19 protein-coding genes and 1 tRNA gene are annotated in these 15,974 nt (G+C 44.2%); 13 read left to right on the forward strand and 7 right to left on the reverse strand.

The window, feature by feature from the left end:
* Window positions 1-10: 10 nt before the first annotated feature.
* The 3 genes from D1841_RS10425 to D1841_RS10435 all read left to right on the forward strand — a co-directional run bounded on the left by D1841_RS10425 (window position 11) and on the right by D1841_RS10435 (window position 1,607).
* Complete coding sequence (locus D1841_RS10425; protein WP_160642987.1) at window positions 11-1,132, forward strand: SGNH/GDSL hydrolase family protein; 1,122 nt, start codon at window positions 11-13, stop codon at window positions 1,130-1,132.
* 162 nt (window positions 1,133-1,294) lie between these two features.
* The gene (locus D1841_RS10430) at window positions 1,295-1,492 is read left to right on the forward strand and encodes a hypothetical protein (RefSeq protein ID WP_166554259.1); all 198 of its coding nucleotides are present in this window, start codon (window positions 1,295-1,297) and stop codon (window positions 1,490-1,492) included.
* Between the two features lie 38 nt (window positions 1,493-1,530).
* Window positions 1,531-1,607, forward strand: a tRNA-Met gene (locus tag D1841_RS10435).
* Between the two features lie 121 nt (window positions 1,608-1,728).
* Here D1841_RS10435 and D1841_RS10440 read toward each other — a convergent pair.
* Together D1841_RS10440 and D1841_RS10445 are read right to left on the reverse strand one after the other, a co-directional pair.
* Window positions 1,729-3,150: a site-specific integrase gene (locus D1841_RS10440; RefSeq protein WP_160642989.1), complete on the reverse strand. Its 1,422-nt coding sequence runs from the start codon at window positions 3,148-3,150 to the stop codon at window positions 1,729-1,731.
* 187 nt (window positions 3,151-3,337) lie between these two features.
* Complete coding sequence (locus D1841_RS10445) at window positions 3,338-5,308, reverse strand: DEAD/DEAH box helicase (RefSeq protein WP_160642990.1); 1,971 nt, start codon at window positions 5,306-5,308, stop codon at window positions 3,338-3,340.
* A 425-nt stretch (window positions 5,309-5,733) separates the two neighbouring features.
* Between D1841_RS10445 and D1841_RS10450 the strand changes: the two genes are divergently transcribed.
* Window positions 5,734-6,234 carry a relaxase/mobilization nuclease domain-containing protein gene (locus D1841_RS10450; protein ID WP_160642991.1) on the forward strand — a complete coding sequence of 167 codons (501 nt, stop codon included), beginning with the start codon at window positions 5,734-5,736 and terminating at the stop codon, window positions 6,232-6,234.
* A 39-nt stretch (window positions 6,235-6,273) separates the two neighbouring features.
* Here the strand turns inward: D1841_RS10450 and D1841_RS10455 are convergent, their stop codons facing one another.
* Window positions 6,274-6,462, reverse strand: a complete 189-nt coding sequence (locus D1841_RS10455; protein WP_160642992.1) for a helix-turn-helix domain-containing protein — start codon at window positions 6,460-6,462, stop codon at window positions 6,274-6,276.
* 150 nt (window positions 6,463-6,612) lie between these two features.
* On the opposite strand from D1841_RS10455, the gene D1841_RS10460 reads away from it, so the two are divergent.
* Window positions 6,613-6,912 carry a hypothetical protein gene (locus tag D1841_RS10460; RefSeq protein ID WP_160642993.1) on the forward strand — a complete coding sequence of 100 codons (300 nt, stop codon included), beginning with the start codon at window positions 6,613-6,615 and terminating at the stop codon, window positions 6,910-6,912.
* A 41-nt stretch (window positions 6,913-6,953) separates the two neighbouring features.
* Here the strand turns inward: D1841_RS10460 and D1841_RS10465 are convergent, their stop codons facing one another.
* The 4 genes from D1841_RS10465 to D1841_RS10480 all read right to left on the reverse strand — a co-directional run bounded on the left by D1841_RS10465 (window position 6,954) and on the right by D1841_RS10480 (window position 10,413).
* Window positions 6,954-7,502: a recombinase family protein gene (locus D1841_RS10465; RefSeq protein ID WP_160642994.1), complete on the reverse strand. Its 549-nt coding sequence runs from the start codon at window positions 7,500-7,502 to the stop codon at window positions 6,954-6,956.
* A 440-nt stretch (window positions 7,503-7,942) separates the two neighbouring features.
* Window positions 7,943-8,857 (reverse strand): hypothetical protein, encoded by a 915-nt coding sequence (locus D1841_RS10470; protein WP_160642995.1) that lies wholly within the window; start codon window positions 8,855-8,857, stop codon window positions 7,943-7,945.
* Complete coding sequence (locus D1841_RS10475) at window positions 8,857-9,969, reverse strand: amidoligase family protein (RefSeq protein WP_160642996.1); 1,113 nt, start codon at window positions 9,967-9,969, stop codon at window positions 8,857-8,859. The genes D1841_RS10470 and D1841_RS10475 overlap by 1 nt, the downstream gene beginning before the upstream one ends.
* Before the next feature lie 111 nt (window positions 9,970-10,080).
* Window positions 10,081-10,413, reverse strand: coding sequence for a helix-turn-helix domain-containing protein (locus D1841_RS10480; protein ID WP_160642997.1), 333 nt, complete (start codon window positions 10,411-10,413; stop codon window positions 10,081-10,083).
* A 243-nt stretch (window positions 10,414-10,656) separates the two neighbouring features.
* Here D1841_RS10480 and D1841_RS10485 point away from each other — a divergent pair, with 243 nt between their 5' ends.
* From D1841_RS10485 to D1841_RS10520, 8 genes are all read left to right on the forward strand, one after another.
* Entirely contained in the window at window positions 10,657-11,103 is a 447-nt protein-coding gene (locus D1841_RS10485; RefSeq protein WP_160642998.1) for a hypothetical protein, read from the forward strand.
* Window positions 11,104-11,185: 82 nt separating this feature from the next.
* Entirely contained in the window at window positions 11,186-12,025 is an 840-nt protein-coding gene (locus D1841_RS10490) for a hypothetical protein (protein ID WP_160642999.1), read from the forward strand.
* Window positions 12,026-12,037: 12 nt separating this feature from the next.
* The gene (locus D1841_RS10495; RefSeq protein WP_160643000.1) at window positions 12,038-13,480 is read left to right on the forward strand and encodes a hypothetical protein; all 1,443 of its coding nucleotides are present in this window, start codon (window positions 12,038-12,040) and stop codon (window positions 13,478-13,480) included.
* A 14-nt stretch (window positions 13,481-13,494) separates the two neighbouring features.
* Window positions 13,495-14,019 carry a YcjF family protein gene (locus D1841_RS10500; RefSeq protein ID WP_160643001.1) on the forward strand — a complete coding sequence of 175 codons (525 nt, stop codon included), beginning with the start codon at window positions 13,495-13,497 and terminating at the stop codon, window positions 14,017-14,019.
* Window positions 14,020-14,648: 629 nt separating this feature from the next.
* Window positions 14,649-14,909 carry a hypothetical protein gene (locus tag D1841_RS10505; protein ID WP_160643002.1) on the forward strand — a complete coding sequence of 87 codons (261 nt, stop codon included), beginning with the start codon at window positions 14,649-14,651 and terminating at the stop codon, window positions 14,907-14,909.
* 17 nt (window positions 14,910-14,926) lie between these two features.
* The gene (locus D1841_RS10510) at window positions 14,927-15,379 is read left to right on the forward strand and encodes a hypothetical protein (protein ID WP_160643003.1); all 453 of its coding nucleotides are present in this window, start codon (window positions 14,927-14,929) and stop codon (window positions 15,377-15,379) included.
* Between the two features lie 17 nt (window positions 15,380-15,396).
* Window positions 15,397-15,693 (forward strand): DUF4314 domain-containing protein, encoded by a 297-nt coding sequence (locus D1841_RS10515; RefSeq protein ID WP_160643004.1) that lies wholly within the window; start codon window positions 15,397-15,399, stop codon window positions 15,691-15,693.
* Window positions 15,694-15,727: 34 nt separating this feature from the next.
* Window positions 15,728-15,974: DNA cytosine methyltransferase (locus tag D1841_RS10520; protein WP_160643005.1), on the forward strand; the 247-nt coding region annotated here is incomplete at its 3' end.

Raw genomic sequence — 15,974 nt, forward strand, 5'->3', positions numbered from 1 at the left:
GGATTGTTAAATGAAAAGAATTATCTTGTATGGATGTGGTACAGCAAGTGTTGAGATGCGCCGGAATGTTGAGTTTTTTATGGATAAAAGCTATGAAATCATTGGCTGTATTGATGGAAAATATAATTATGATGCTTTAGATAACAAACCTTTTTTTGAATTTGAAGAATTACAAAATATTGACTTTGATTTTATATTATTATGCTCAAAAAAGGAATCAACTTTAGCAAGTATGCTTAAAAGAATCCAGGAAAGCAGCATAGATGCAAAGAAGGTTCTAACTCCACTTCTTTTTATGGAAAAAAGTAAGGAAAGAGCACATATAGATTTAATTAATATCGTAAATAATTATTATTCAAGAGAGCCAAATTTAATTTTTGGAATGTCGTATTCTTATACTGACTTGATATTAAAAGGCTTAAAAATTCCATTTTTTAGGTGCTGCTGTCCTGGCATGGATTTATACTATAGTTTAGAAGTATACAAATATATGCATAATTGCAAAAAGATTAGTAAGAAAATAGATATAGTGTGGCTTATGTTTGCTTATGATCATTTCCACTATGATATGTCTCGTTCGCTTACTCAATACAAATCAGGAAATATTTTTTCTTTATGGCGCCTGGATGACTGGCATAATGCAGAGTTCTGTGCTGATGCGTGGGAATATATTGAAAATTATCGTTTGTTTGGTAAACGTATAACTGAGTTTTACCACTTTGGGCAATTTGACCATCAAAATAAAAGCCAGCACTATTCTATACCGGATGGTGAAAGTGTTCTGCCATCTATATGGTTTCGGAAACATGAAGAAACTGTTGTAGAAAATATAGACATATTCAAAAAGTTTATTAATCTGATAAGGGAAGATGGAGCAAACCCTGTTGTGATAATTCCTCCTTATTACTTACATGGGATAGATAAACAGTCAAAAGAAGCCTTTGAGGAAAAACGCAAGGAGTTTTATCAGATACTAAATGACATAGAAGCGGAAACCGGAAGAATTTCACTTTTTGACTACTCGGACTTATTTGAACATCGGAAAGAATGTTTTACGGATTTGATACATCTGAATTCACTGGGGGCAAAACTTTTCACAGAAATAATAAATAGAGAAGTTATATTAAGATGACATCATGATGATACCTGATTGTCATCAGTTAAAACAAAGTTAACGTTATTTTTTTGAGTGCGTTGATATACTTAGAAGGCGAGGGCAGGCGCCCCTGCCAATACGAATAGAATTGTGAAGGATGGCTTTTGGGATTGGGATGATGTGGATAGGATGGAGTATATGTTGCAGATGATTTTGGAGGCTGTCAATTTGTACCGATTGACTCGCGCTGACAGCCTCTCAGTTTTTGTGCCACCTTTTGACCCGGAACCAGAAAAACCTGGTGAACTGATAGAACCAAACCTCTGGGCTTTAGCGGAAAAGCTGAGTAAAAAAATTTCAAAAATCCCTTGCAATTTTCTTTTCCCTGTGCTATAATAATTAAGCACTCAAAAAGAGACAAGGAAATTATATTTCGCGGGGTGGAGCAGTTCGGTAGCTCGTCGGGCTCATAACCCGAAGGTCGTAGGTTCAAATCCTGCCCCCGCAACCACATATATAGCCCAGAACCAAGCGTTCTGGGCTATATTTTGTGTTTCTAGCGGCTCTGCATATGAGATTTGACCCCAATTTGACCCCAACGTTGTCAACTCATTTCCAACAGGGGATATACTTTAGACAGGAATTTGCAGCAGAAGCTGGCCTGCATCCAGCATGATTTGATTGGCTGGCGTAGGTTCGGGAGGGCAAATGCTGACTAAAAGCTCTTCTTGCAGATGCTCCTTCATATACTGCAAGCCTTGGTAGAGGTCTGGACCAGAGAAATTGACTTCTGGAAAGTTGGGAGCGGAAAAGCCGTATTCGCCGTTTACCAATGGGGTAGCAATGACAGGATAAGAAATTTCCTGCTGGGGTACTTGTCCCATGTCGAACAGTTCACCCATCAGAGCCATGCTCTCTACCTTGTGGTTGTTAAGCACATGGGTGTAGGTATCCATGGTGAAAGACACAGAAGCGTGGCCTAGGATAACCGAAAGCGTTTTGGCATCCATACCTTGTTCCATGGCACGAGATGCGAACGTATGTCTGAGTGCATGAAAAGTAAAATGCCGCAATCCAGCTATACTCAGCATCTGGTTGTACTGGTCTTTGAAGGTGCGTGGCTCCATGTACCCACCCAGTGGGTTTGTCACAATGAAGCCGCTGTTTTGATAAAGCTCCCCTGCCGCTTGCTGGTCGCTTTGCTGCACAGCTTTCCAGTTTAACAAATCCTGCATCACAGCAGGGAGCAGAGGAATAGAGCGTATCGAGTTCTGCGACTTCGGCGCTTGTATGACGATTTCCGTCTTGCTCTCACCAGGAGCAAGCGGACGTTCTTTTTTCGTCAAACGGTTCAACGTGCGGCGAATGTGCATCAATCCAGACTGCACATCTATATCCTCCCAGCGCAGCCCCAGTAGCTCTCCCATGCGAACCCCGGTAAAGAGCACCAGCCGCACAAACACCCCGTAGCGGTGCTGATAGGTAGCTTTCAGGAGGCTTGCCTGCTCATCCCTTGTGAGTATCTCGATTTGCGGCTTGCTGCCTTGAGGCAGGTTGATAGCCGAAGCAGGATTGCTGGGAATGTACCCTTCTGATACAGCATAAGACAGCGCTTTGTGCAGGAACAGGTTCATGTTCACAAGGGTTTTGGGAGCAAGACCTTCTGTTTCTGCCTTGTAATTGTAAAACTGCTGTAGCAGGCGAGGCGTTAAGTCTTTCAGCCTTACAGACCCCAGGGTAGGCTTATAATGGATACGGATATACCCCTCATAGCTGACATAGGTTGACTGCTTGAGGGAGTTTTTCATGTAGACCTCCAAGCACATATCCAGCCATTCCTCCAGGGTAATGTTGCTGAAATTCCGAGGAGCTGTCTCGCAGAGATAAGACATTTCGTGCAGCAGTTTGACCGCTTCTGCTCTTGTAGGCGCGTACCGTGAAACCCGTTTGGGCTTCCCAGTAGCAAAATCTAAGCCGATGGTTACGCGGGCTTCCCAGCGGCCATCGGCTCTTTGGCGTATGCTTCCTTCGTTGTTAGCTCTTATCTTTGACATGATACTCAAACCTTTCCTATGTAGTAGTAAGAACCGTGCTTGCTGTCTCATAGTGATAATATGTAATTGACAGTAGCGGGTTGAGCGGTTCTTTACTTTATAGGTTCGAATGAGTTTATCTTTTTACAATCAAAGTCCCAAAAGGAAAGAGGCTGTCGATGGCGACAACCTCTTTTTTGCAGTCGTTTTAACTGATTTTTTCTACATACCAACACGTTTCTCGCACACCCTTTGAGACTGTACGCGATTTGGAGGAAACTTCAAAGGGGAGGCAGAGAGCTGTTAATGCTTTATTCAGTAGCTTTTTCCCAGGTGCTCTTTTTGGTTTACCGAATCTGTCACCGTATCGTTTTAGGCTTGCAGGCAGCTCAGGAAGGGATAAAAGGAGGGTGAAGCATTCATAAGCGAATTCGTCTTGCGCATCTTTCCTTATCCAGATTCTTTCTTTCGAGGAAGCACCTGCTGTATAATACCTATTGAAAAAATCAGCTATAGCCTTTTGAGCCTTTCCATAATGCAGCCATCTGTGTTCATCGTACTCTTTGCCGAGCCAAGAAAGCTGCCGCTTTAGGTAAAAATAAGGGTCGGAGGAGTTGTCATGGAACTCATTTAAAGCTTCTATGTATCCAGATAGGTCAAATAAGGTTGATAAGAAAGCGGTTTTGCTAATTTGATAGTCATGCATGAATGTCTTTTTAGGCCTATATGTTCCAGTCCAATAAGGATAAATCAATCTTTTTCCCGCATCTGAGTGAAAAACATTTTCGGCCAGGTCCAATTCTACCTTTGATAAGGTGTACTTAGCCTTTAAATCCCATGTGTCTGTTAACTCGCCAGTAAAATCTTCAACCAACCCCAAACGGCAAAGGTTTTTCATTTGCCTTTCTAGCTGATGGCGGATACCATGTATGCGGCGCTCTGTTTCCAGCATAATGTACAAATTTACCTGTTCATCTTTGTCCAATCGCTTTCGACCGAGCATCTGTAGGAAATTCACCTTATTGCTGTGTGCGATTACGATGTGTTTGACAGCGGGGTCATGGATGCTTACCCCGCAGTCCATGATGGATGTGGAGATGAGAACACGGCAGCCAAATTTCTGCTTTTCAACTACATTTTTGAATTCCTTTTTTGGTCTGCCTGTTTTTCCTATCGTGTCTCTGCTGAGGAAAGCAGAATCTATTTCCCGCTCCTCCATATATGCGTCCAGTTTATACCCTGCGTTTTCATCGTCTGTAAAAACCAGCCACTTTTCATCAGCAGGATGAGCCTGGATTTCTTTTGATATTTCCTTCATTTCACGATAATAAAACACGTTTAGTTGTTTATAACAGCTCTGTATTGCGGGGGCAGGAAGTGTTTTATAAGCGTTTTTACCCTGGTTAATGTGGTATTTTACGGCATCAAATGTTTCGGGAAAAATTTTAATCTCTTGGCATTTTTTATTAATATACTGTGTAGTATAGTTTTCAACTAGCTTAACACAACTTCTGCTCTCCGAGCCTTGATGTGTAATATCTGCGTAAAGTTTTAAACCTGTTTTGTCATCTGTTAATTCTTTCCGCTTTTCTGCCTGTTTTCTATATTGCGATAAGATGAGTTTAAAATGATATTGATAATTAAATGATTTTAGATTTAGCTTGCTGAAAGCCAGAAACCACTCCAAAGGCTCTGGTGTAGCGCTCATAAAAACATTTATCTCTTTTGTAGGTATTTTTTCCATCCAGTAATTCGTACCGGGGTTGAATTGAGCGTCATTTAGAAAATAATGGGCTTCGTCGTAGACATAGTACATGATATCTTCTTCGAACAAGTGAAACTGTTCCTTTTCTTTATTGATGTTTGGAAACTGATAATTTTTCTCACAATGCTGATACGTAATGATGTGGATGGCTCGAAGCTGTTCGGCTGTGAGTTCTTCTGTCTCCCCGAAAAATTCTGAAAGCTTTCTGCGAGAATCGACTATGACCTGTTCATTCAGAATTTTGCGGTTGCAGAGATAAAGGATATGTTTACCTGCTCTTATTGCGCGAGGGAGAAGCGCTGAGAGAATAAAAGTGGTCTTTCCGCTGCCAGTGGGGGAGTTTATAACGACAGTATCCCCCGGTTTCCAGGAATCAACTTCTTCTTTGCTTATGGCTTCTGTAAGGTACTGCATAGACAATCAAACCTCAAAATTGCAAAAATTTTGTCGTTTTCTTATATAATAACATACAAAATTTTGAAATGCAAGTGATGAGTGAGATTTTGAATAAGGGACAACAGACGTTTGATGAAAGAGGATGGTTCTATCGGAGTAAGCCTTGTTGTTAGCGGATAAGTCGCAATCTTAAAAACGATGGTAAAGTTTTAAAACGAACATAACATCTCAGTAGGGACCTGGCAGGGATGTTAATATTCGCAAAGAGTTGAGAATATTTCTTCCCTGGCTTTGGGGGTTGGGGGGTATTTAATTATCCTATTCAAGTTAAATTAAAAGACTATATTCAATAGCTATTGATTTTATACGCACTATACTTATATGTAATTTTATATTTATATATATACTATAGAGTAAAAATAAATTTAAAGGAGGCATACAAAATGCCAGTTATGAAAGTTGCAAACAAAAAAGGAACTCATCAGAACGAGAATGCAAGAAGTTTACTGTACGATTACATCATGCAGCCAAACAAAATCCCACACCAGCTTGTGGGAAGAGAAAGCGTGGGAGCTAATGTTGTTGAGGAAATGAACCAGACAGCACAGCAGTTTAACAAGGATAGCCGAATTCGGGTTCGACATTTTATGGTATCTTACACACCTTTTGACACCACTGACCCAACAGTAGTTGACGCTATAGCGCGAGAGGTTGCAGCTTACTTAGGCCAAAGGTATCAAGTAGTTTATGCTGTACACGAGGATACAAAGAACCTGCATTTCCACATCATGTTTAACGCTGTCAGCTATGTAGATGGCTATAAGTACCATGGTGACAAAGCGGAGCACTTTCAACTGCTGAACGCTATCAACGCCGCTAACCACCGATACGGCATCTATAGTATAAAGTACGTCTCAACTTTGTCTGACGAAGATATCCAGTGAGAGAACCCCCGATGGCCTAAAACCATCGGGGGTTTGCTGTTAATGCAGGTGGTTCTGCCACTGGCTGATGTAGTGGATAACTGCATCCTTCGGTATTTTCCAATTCTTACCGATACGGAATGCGGGTATCTCGCCTTGTTTCAGCAGCTCATAAGCGGAACCGCGTCCTACATTCAGAATCTCCCGAAGCTCTTGCACGGTTAATAAGGCATCATATTCTTCTAACATAGCTGCTCAGTCTCCTTTTGTCTTTTTTTATTATTCTGTTCGTTTGTTTATTATGAAAAAATGCAGATAGAAAAGCTGCTTTTTTCGAGATGTAAAAAGATAATATGAACTAACATAAAAATAAGAATTATAGGAAAGGAGGTGCGAATCGTGAAAGAACATCGAAATGAGATAATCCGTATGCGCGAAAGCACAGCAGACCGCAACAAGGATTATTGGTCAAAAGAAGAGCGAGAGCAGCTTGCAGATATGTTCAAGCTCGGGGATGGTATTTCGGAGATGGCTTTGCATTTCGGCAGAAGTGAAATGGCTATTTTTAACCAGCTAAACTCTATGCGGCTTTTTAAGCAAGGCCGAGGCCATTATGCCAAGAAACCCAAGTGCAAGTGTCCTAAATGTGCTTTCTTTGGGAACTGCAAAGACAGCAGTTGCGAGCAGTATGACAGCTAAAAAAGAAAGGGGTTGGGGTTCCAACCCCCTTCACTCTTGGGTTATAACGCTTTTACCTTCCTGTAGAATGTGCTGGGTTTCATGCCTAACCTGCTCATAGCTTCTTTGGCAGTAAACCTCCCTTCTCGCCACTGACACACAACCTTGTCAAAATCTGGATGCACGATAGGCTTTCGGCCTTTGTAGATGCCAGCAGCCTTTGCTACTGCTATCCCTTCTTTTTGGCGCTGTAGGATGTATTCGCGCTCCAATTCGGCAACCGCTCCAAATACAGTAAGCATAAACTTACCTGTTGGTGTGCTGGTGTCGATAGCTTCTTTCTTGGAGACAAACTCTACGTGTTTTGCGGTGAGCTGTTCTACCAAGTCAAGCAAATCACGGGTATTCCTGGCAAAACGGCTGATGGATTCAACTATCACCATATCACCCTCACGCACAAAGTGCATCATACGCTGTAGCTCTGGTCTGTCTGTATTCTTGCCGCTCATGCGGTCGATGTAGACTTGCTCCACTTGCAGCTCTTGCATGAGCACTTCTTGGCGTGCTGTGTTTTGGTCTGTGGTGCTGATGCGGATGTAGCCGACTTTCAAAGGTATCTCTCCTCTCTTTCCCAATAGGGTCTCTACGGAAATTGGCATATGCCAAAAGCCGGAAATCAACCCTACTGGGATATGATTTTGATATGCTGTTAGAGTGTACCCTATTGGCACAAGCAAGAAGCCTGACCTCATGAACAAGGCCAGGCTTCTTTGTTTTCTACTTCTTCCTGTTCCGCAGAGGATTCCTCACACCTCTGCTTACAAGGTAGACAGAAGCAGCCAAAATAGCACCTTCTGCAAAGCTGGCCAGGGCTGTACCTAAAGCTGCAAAACTGATAACCATACCCTTACACCCCCTTCCTTGCTTCGCTATTGGATTCCTCCATTATACAGAGGATAGCAAGCGTGATAACGAATCCCATCATTGTCCATTCCATTTTGCATCAACCTTTCTTTTTCAATTATGTAAACTGTTATAAGGCAAGTTTAACCTACATTTCGTTGCAGTAGAGCATTTCCGCTACTTCATCCAGAGTGAACCCACTTCCTAAAGCGCTGTCTACAAATCTAGGGGAGTAGCCAAAAGCGGCAGCTACAGACTTTAATTCGTCTGTATAGCTTTGGTTCACTCTTGTTGAGCAATATAAGCTTTCGTAAGAATAGGCTATGGGATAGCTCCACCAGCTTTCCTTCATCTCAAATCGACTCCTTGCAATCTGCCCTCGTGCGTTGATTCGCAGTATCTCTCCATCTGCAACCACTATTTTCTCGGATTTCCCCAGCTTCAAGGGAATCCTGCAAAGAGCGCTACTTAAAATGCTTTCTGTTGATGCGTATAGATATACCATACTTTGAGGGAACCAGCAGAGGCAAATCGGGTTGTCACCCTTCACCAGATACCAGTTGTTGTGCTCATCCAGGAGGGTAAAAGTAAAAGAACCCTCGACTTTCTCTGCCATAGACTTTAGGCTGGAAAAGTTGAGGGCTTTTTGCTTTTCTAAAAGCTGCACAGAAATATAGCTGTCTGTCTCGATTTTAGTCTTTGGCAAAGCCTCTGATTTGCGCAGCGCTTTATCATTGCGCAGTACCCCATTGTGAGCAAGCGCAAAACGCACACCAGCCTGACCCCAAAAAGGATGGTTGTTGTAATTCCGCTTTTCGCTTCCTTGCGTTGTCATGCGTGTATGTCCCATTATGATATTAGCATCCGAAGGTAAGCGCATCCGCAACTTGTGAGCAGGAACAGGACGCTTATAAATATGAAGCTCACCAGCGGAGTTGTAGGCAATGCCTGTAGCGTCTGTGCCTCTGATTTCGCATTCAGTACCGAGGATAGACAGCATTTTTGATTTTTGTTTAGGAGAAAAATCACTTCCGCAATCCAGCAGTCCAAATAAGCAGCACATCAGATTTCACCCCCTTCTGCCACAGGCTCATTGACGTATAAGCGTCTTTCCTTGAGATACTGCACCAACTCTGGTTCCTGGATTCCAGCGACAAAGGTTGTCCAGGCCAAAGGGGTAAGCTCTTCATCTGACAGATTGATAGCCACGTCACAAATCTTGTCTACAAGCTGCAACGTGGCTATGAGAGTGTTGTATTTGAGAGTTCCACGGAAAATGCGAAACTCTATGGTTTTGTAGTTGGAGAGATTGACGCAGGCATAACGACCATTATTATAGCCTTTTTTCGCGTGGTCAAGTATGTCTTGCGGTTGGTCTTTGTAGCCGTAGCGTCTGGCCCATTGCTCAAGCTGATGAGGCGTTCTGCGGCTGAATTTCAATAGCTCATCCCAAAATTTCTCCACGATGTAGAGCACTCTGGCAATGCAGGCTTCTTGTTCAGCCACAGTGTCACCGAAAGCGGAGCGGTTGACGTGGACATGGAGCCCACAGGTGCTTGTCTTATGAGAGCGGTAGCCTAAGTTGACAGCTTCCTGTAATAGCGCTTTCCAAGGCATAGCCTGCTGGTGATAGTCCAAAGTCATGGGATGCGTGACGATTTCAAAGCCATCATTCAAGCTGCCATCGTGTTTGCAGTAAGCAAGCTCTTCTCCTTGATTGGCTCTGCGCAGGATTTGACAGGCATTTTTGCCGATTTCACCTGCTTCGTCCATTTCAAGCTCCACTCCGAAGTAGCGGTTGCCATTGCCGAAGAAGATGGGGGAGGGTTTGTAGCTGTATTCGTGGATATCGCTGTCGCGCTGCATCTGGTTAAAGCAGCACCAACAGTAGGGGTACTCCTGGCAATCGTCCTCATCTTCATAATAGGCGGCGCTGGGGGATACGTGGCAGCCACAGCTTGTGCAGGTGGTGTAGAGGGATTCCCGGCAGGATGGACAGAGCGAGATGCCAGCATCTCCCGCATTTTCGTCTGCCCATATCCGCTGCCCACAGTGCTCACACAGCACTGTAGAGTTTTCAAGGCAGGTTGGGCAGAGCAAAGCATCCCCAAAGCTTGTAAGCTGGGTTTGTGGGAAAGGCTGGTGGCAGACGGTACAAATAGCAGCTTCATTCATGTTATTACCTCCATAGAGTAAATTAGCGCAGAGTTTATGGCTCTGCGCTTTCTCATAGAGATAATATACAGTTGAAATCGTGCATATTTACGAGATTAGCCTATCTACTCTTTAAGCATCCTCATCTTGTCTATCCGTATACTTGCTTTTTAGAAATGATATATAATCGTACAAGCTTCGTTTAGCGCTTTCCGGGAAGTTAATAGGCAGTCGTATGACAGGATGCTTGCCATTATAAGGGTTAGGGTCGTCTGTAAGGCCCAGCAGGTAGTCAACCGACACGCCAAAAAACTTAGCCATCTCGATTTTGATAGCGTCTGGCGGTTCGCTCTTGTCGCGTTCATAGGAGGAAATGGAGTGTTTGTTGATTTTCAGTATCGCGGCTAACTCGTCCTGCGTCAGCCCAAAGTCCTTGCGTAAGTCGTATAGGCGCTCTCCAATCATAAGGAAACCTCACCAGTTGTTTTCACTTGATTATAGCGCCAAATTCGATTTTTATTGGAAATATTGACAAAATAAACTTGGTGAGGTATAATATAGAGCGAAAATCGATTTCTGTGGAAATATCGAGAAACCTCAGAAAAAACGCTCGACTTCACTCGTCTAGTATACTATGTGTACGCTCCATAGTGTGCGCAGGACATAGCAACTAAAGACGAAATCTAAACTCGGATGGGAGAGTAACATATGGTTGATTGTTTTAGAATTCATCTTTCAGATGGTAGCGAAGGTTATAATTATCATGATGCAGTCTTAATGATTCAAGGGAATGAAATTCTGTTCGCTGTTGACGGTGACAGCTTTTCCGGTATTAAAATCCCATGGAGTCAGGACTGGGAGGAAGGTTTTAGTGGTGTAGGAAATGTTGCTCGGTACAAGTTCAATGATAAATATCAGTATTATACTGGCTCAGGATGGAGTGACGAACCTCCTGAAGTCGATTTGGTTTTCCCTCCTTATGATAAGCGAGTAGTGATTGGATTGCGTTGCTTTAACGCGAAACGATTTGATGATTTAAAAGGCTTAGTTCCTGACGAAGATTTACCAACCTATTCATTCTGGAAGGGTTTAAGGTTCCCCCCAAAATATACTAGCATTCAGGATTGGGTTCGAAAAGTGTTACTTCATCTGTGATATTACACCGTGGATAGGATATACCATCTAGTTTCCCCTGGCGGGGAAGGTATAAAATAATTTGCTGTGTGGAGGTGTACCCATGCTTTACAAAAAGCCCAAAAATGACGCGATGGAAATCCATGAACGTGCAGTCAAAAAATACAATGCTGAGTATGAAAAGATGCAAGGATGTGGAGTCTTTCTATACCAAAAGCGGCGGGAATGCGTCCGTTTGATAGAGGAAATAGAAGCTTTTGTATCTGGCATTGCCAACAGCCCAAAGGAATTTGAGAAGAACCTTTTGGATATTCAAGCAGAAAAAGAGAAGTTCCATAGTACAGAAGAATACGGGGCAGAGGCTCTTTCAAGTTCTGTCAAATCAGGCGTAGGCGTTGCTACAGGACTTGCTGCGGGTACTGCTGTTGCCAGTTTGGCTCCTTCTGCTGCCATGTGGGTAGCCACAACTTTTGGTACAGCTTCCACAGGTACAGCTATATCTGCCCTTCATGGCGCTGTGGCAACAAAAGCGGCCCTGGCTTGGTTAGGTGGTGGAGCCTTGAGTGCAGGCGGTGCTGGCATAGCTGGGGGTCAGGCTTTATTGGCTTTAGCCGGGCCTGTGGGCTGGGGGATTGCTGGTGCCTCCGCAGCATTAGCCGTTTTCTCCAAAGGAAAGAAAAATAAGAAAATTGCTGACGAGGCCATTGCAGAAGCGAGAGAAGTAACGATAGCTGGTGCCAATTTGCGTGAGACTACTGCAAAAATTCAGAGCATTATCGATAAGACATCCTTACTTCTTAGCAAATTGGAGGATTCTTTCAACGAATGCAAACGGTTAAAAGGTTCAGATTATCTCTCCCTGGCTGACTCAGACCAAAAGAGGCTGGGGATTTTGGTCAACAACACTTTCTCTTTAGCAGAGCTTCTTAACGAGACTGTTTAAGGAGGCGGCTTTATGGAGGCAACACAGGTCATAAAAACGTCCCAAGAGCAAGCAATAGCCTCCTGGATTCATCAGTTAAACCAAATACGACTGGATGAATTAGTGCGGAAACTGTTTGCTCAAGATATCAATTTGAAGGAGGCGCTGCAAGAGCTTCAAAAATTAAAAGATTTTATTGGCGATCCTTCAAAGATATTAGGAAGCCCGCTCACTAAGCATGGGGAAATTGCGGAACATTTCCAGGTCAATATCTCTAATGCCAGAAGGTTGATATTAGGACTTTTCCCAGAGTACACTTTTGAGGGCGTGGGGAGGACAGCCCCGGAGGATTACCTTTTTCAAGGCAGGCCAGTACAGTCTAAATTTTACGTTGGTGATTTAGGAAATAGGTCTTTTGATGCGGTAAAAGAACATTTAAAAACTTACCCAGGTTTTATAAAGACGGATAACGGGTTCTACCAAATCCCCAAAGACCAATACGAGAAAATCATCTCTATCCTAAATAAACCATCTTCTGCGCTGAGCCGTAGCGAAAACACTTTAGTTAAATCCATACGCCAATGGGAGAGGGATGAGCAGATAAGCTTCACCCGAGTAGTCAAACCATCTGTTGCTAATTATCAAGATGTGCAGCAGGGGAAAGCTGTCGCAAGTATTAAGGGTGAAGAGGATAATATCCGACAAATTGACCAACAGCGCCGCAATGAAGCATATGAAGCTAGTAAACCTACTATAAAGCAAGGTGTTCAAGCTACGGCAGTTTCCGCCGCTGTGGAAGGGGGCATGAGCTTTTGCCTTGGTGTAGCTAAAAAGCTTAAGGAAGGGAAGAAAGTTTCTGAGTTTACAGCGGAGGATTGGAAAGAAGTTGGATTAGATACCGCCAAGGGTACAGCAACAGGCGGTATCCGTGGTGCAGCTATCTACGGCATGACAAACTTTACGGCTACGCCTGCGGCAGTAGCCAGCGCTTTTGTCACAGCCGTTTTGGGGGTTTCTTCTCAGGCGAGACAATTACAGTTGGGAAATATTTCAGAAGAAGAATTTCTGGATAATTCTCAGGTGTTGTGCTTAGATGTGTCTGTGAGTGCGGTTTCTTCCTTGCTGGGACAGGTGTTTATTCCGGTTCCCGTGTTGGGAGCCGTTATCGGCAATGTAGTAGGCACCATGCTGTATGGTATTACAAAGGATTACTTCTCTCAGCGGGAGCAAGCCTTATCCCAGAGCTATATGCAAGGGATAGAGCAACTGAATAAGGAATTGGATGAACATTACCAAATGCTTATCGCACAGTTGAAAAAAGAGTTTGCAAAGTTTGTCTCCATTACAGAGTTGGCCTTTGACGAAGATGTAAATTTAGCTTTTGATGGTTCTGTGGCCCTGGCAGACTACATAGGGGTACAGAGCGGCAAAGTATTAAGAAATAAAGCGGATATTGACAGTTTCTTTTTAGCATGAAAGGGGAAATCCATATGGAAGAAAACAACAAACGAGATTATGAGGATTCTTTTATTGACGATTTGCAGGCGTATGAGTACAATGAAATGGTTGAAAAAGCCAATAATGTAGTGCTTGGTTTTGCTGCGGGTACAGGTGCAACAGGTGTTATACCAATTCCCTTTGCAGATGCCCCCATGATGATTGCAGAGCAAGTGGCAATGATGGCTGCAATCAATGGTGTATTTCATATTGACATAAGTAAGGATGCTCTTAAATCGCTCGCAGTTGCAGCAATAGGTGTTGGAGGTGCCACAGTATTAGGGAAAACGGTAGCGGCGAATTTGTTTAAGCTTATCCCTGGAGCTGGCTCTGTTGTTGGCGGGGTTATCTCTGCTGGAACAGCAGGTGTTATTACTCTAGCTTTAGGCAAAGCCTATATTGAAGTGTGCAAAGCAATTAAAATGGGTAAATTGAGGCAAAACGAGTTGACTTCAAAAGCTGGAAAAGATATGTTGAAGGAAGCATTTAAGGCGCAAATGAAGAAGAAAAAAGAATAGTTGCCTGGGACGTTTAGTTCTTCAAGAACAGGTAGAAATCGGTTGGTTCTGGAAGATTTTTGGTCTTATTAGGGATAGCTGCTTTTTGGACTTGCTATAATGAATAAGGCTTGTATAAATATGAAAAGTAGGTTTCAACAGGAAATGTATAAAAAATGTTGACCCCAATTTGACCCCAGCCTCAACCATCGTGGGCAGGGGAGTGTGGGCAAATTGTGTATAACAGTGAAATAATATACTGCGTTTCCTTAGAAATCGGTTGATTTAGCGTATTTATTTACAGTTAAATTTACAATTAGCCCCTCATAACCCGAAGGTCGTAGGTTCAAATCCTGCCCCCGCAACCATCCTGTGGATATAAAAAAGATATTCGCTCAAAAAACCGCGCTGTGGCGCGGTTTTTTGATGCCTAAAAGCCTGGATTTGAAAAGTCAAAAACGTAGATGAAAAAATGGCGTTTTGGCTTTCCGGCAGGAACCGAACCCTCACACAGCAGAATAAAGCAGAACGAGAGGGCCAGTGGATAGCATCTGCTGGCCCTCTCGCCACAGAAATACATAGCCGGTCGCTGGAGAAACCTCTCCAAAACAAGCGACCGGCTTTTTTCATTTCTGAAAGGAGGCTCTAAAATGATAACCTTGAAAATCTGGCACGGCCCTATGCGGACTGAGCTCACCCTCCCCCTACCCGATGGCAAGCTCGAAACAGAGCTTGTCAACGCTTTCCACGCTACACCCCCAAGGTTCGTGGCCGATGAGGTCACTCCGCAGGCGTTGTCCGTACTGAACGGGAAAGAAATCGACCTGGACGAACTGAACTTTCTCGCCAAGCGCATGGAAGCGTTTATCCCATACGAGGCAGAGCAGTTCCTGCCGGGCCGGTCAAGCTGACATTCTACTGCCCTCTCGTGGGCCAGCTGGATGACGGCGAGTGCGACGAGTATATCGACGTGGGCAGCGGCTTTCTGACGGCGTACCAAGACCAGATTGAGCAGGGCATCGCCGACGAGCAAGGCCCTGAGATGGGCGATATGGCTCAGTACCTGGACAGGAATGCTGGTGTAGCTGCCAAGCTCATGTCCGCCGTGTGGACGGTAGAAGAAATGGATGGCAGGCTCCTGGGCCGTATCGACTGCCACCTCAAAGAGCCGCTTACGCCGGACGAGATGGCCGATTTGCGGGAAGAAATCCTTGGGCAATGTTCAGATGGGCTTGGGGAAGGTTTTGAGCAGCGGCCCATCGAAACGGATGAGGGTGATCTCTACGTTTCCTACTGGAACAGCAGTGATGATTATTTTCTCTGTACCGAAGATGAGCTGGAAGAACATCTGGAACCCCATCAAGGGATGGGCGGTATTTAAGAAATGGAGGTATCACAATGAACGAATGGGATAAACTGCACAGGATGGCTGAGCGCTACAAGGCTGAGTACCCCAGCGGCACAAGGATCATGCTGCTGAGTATGGGCGAGGATATGCACCGTGTTGAGGACAACACCCGAGGTACGGTGCTTACCGTGGACGACATCGGTACCCTGCATTGCAAGTTCGACAATGGCCGGTCGCTGGGGCTTATCCCCAACGAGGACTCTTTCCGCAAGCTGACGGAAGAAGAACTGGCAGAGGAACAGGAGCCGGACATGGACGAAGATGAAGATTTCGGTATGAAAATGTAGGAGGTGCTTCAATTTCGGGTAGGTCGGATGGCAGATGGCTATCCGATTTTTTGATATGTTCGCGGGAATCGGCGGCTTTCGTTCTGGCCTGGAGGCTGTAGGCGGGTTTGAATGCGTCGGTCACTGCGAAATAGACAGGTATGCAAATCAGGCATATAACGCTATGTACGATACGGAAGGAGAAGTGTTCTTTGCAGATGCCAAAACCATCGACCCCAATGCGCTGCCGGATATCGACCTTATTTGCGGAGGCTTTCCTTGCCAATCTTTTTCAATTGCTG

The sequence above is a fragment of the Neglectibacter sp. X4 genome (genome assembly GCF_009917365.1).
In the GTDB taxonomy this organism is placed as follows: domain Bacteria; phylum Bacillota; class Clostridia; order Oscillospirales; family Acutalibacteraceae; genus Acutalibacter.

Excerpts from the sequence above, each read along its gene's own strand:
- D1841_RS10475 (WP_160642996.1), bottom strand. The coding sequence starts at position 9,969 with ATGAATGAAGCTGCTATTTGTACCGTCTGCCACCAGCCTTTCCCACAA.
- D1841_RS10490 (WP_160642999.1), top strand. The coding sequence starts at position 11,186 with ATGCTTTACAAAAAGCCCAAAAATGACGCGATGGAAATCCATGAACGT.
- D1841_RS10455 (WP_160642992.1), bottom strand. The coding sequence starts at position 6,462 with ATGTTAGAAGAATATGATGCCTTATTAACCGTGCAAGAGCTTCGGGAG.
- D1841_RS10430 (WP_166554259.1), top strand. The coding sequence starts at position 1,295 with ATGTTGCAGATGATTTTGGAGGCTGTCAATTTGTACCGATTGACTCGC.
- D1841_RS10500 (WP_160643001.1), top strand. The coding sequence starts at position 13,495 with ATGGAAGAAAACAACAAACGAGATTATGAGGATTCTTTTATTGACGAT.
- D1841_RS10505 (WP_160643002.1), top strand. The coding sequence starts at position 14,649 with ATGATAACCTTGAAAATCTGGCACGGCCCTATGCGGACTGAGCTCACC.
- D1841_RS10425 (WP_160642987.1), top strand. The coding sequence starts at position 11 with ATGAAAAGAATTATCTTGTATGGATGTGGTACAGCAAGTGTTGAGATG.
- D1841_RS10470 (WP_160642995.1), bottom strand. The coding sequence starts at position 8,857 with ATGTGCTGCTTATTTGGACTGCTGGATTGCGGAAGTGATTTTTCTCCT.
- D1841_RS10495 (WP_160643000.1), top strand. The coding sequence starts at position 12,038 with ATGGAGGCAACACAGGTCATAAAAACGTCCCAAGAGCAAGCAATAGCC.
- D1841_RS10480 (WP_160642997.1), bottom strand. The coding sequence starts at position 10,413 with ATGATTGGAGAGCGCCTATACGACTTACGCAAGGACTTTGGGCTGACG.
- D1841_RS10515 (WP_160643004.1), top strand. The coding sequence starts at position 15,397 with ATGAACGAATGGGATAAACTGCACAGGATGGCTGAGCGCTACAAGGCT.
- D1841_RS10485 (WP_160642998.1), top strand. The coding sequence starts at position 10,657 with ATGGTTGATTGTTTTAGAATTCATCTTTCAGATGGTAGCGAAGGTTAT.
- D1841_RS10450 (WP_160642991.1), top strand. The coding sequence starts at position 5,734 with ATGCCAGTTATGAAAGTTGCAAACAAAAAAGGAACTCATCAGAACGAG.
- D1841_RS10445 (WP_160642990.1), bottom strand. The coding sequence starts at position 5,308 with ATGCAGTACCTTACAGAAGCCATAAGCAAAGAAGAAGTTGATTCCTGG.
- D1841_RS10440 (WP_160642989.1), bottom strand. The coding sequence starts at position 3,150 with ATGTCAAAGATAAGAGCTAACAACGAAGGAAGCATACGCCAAAGAGCC.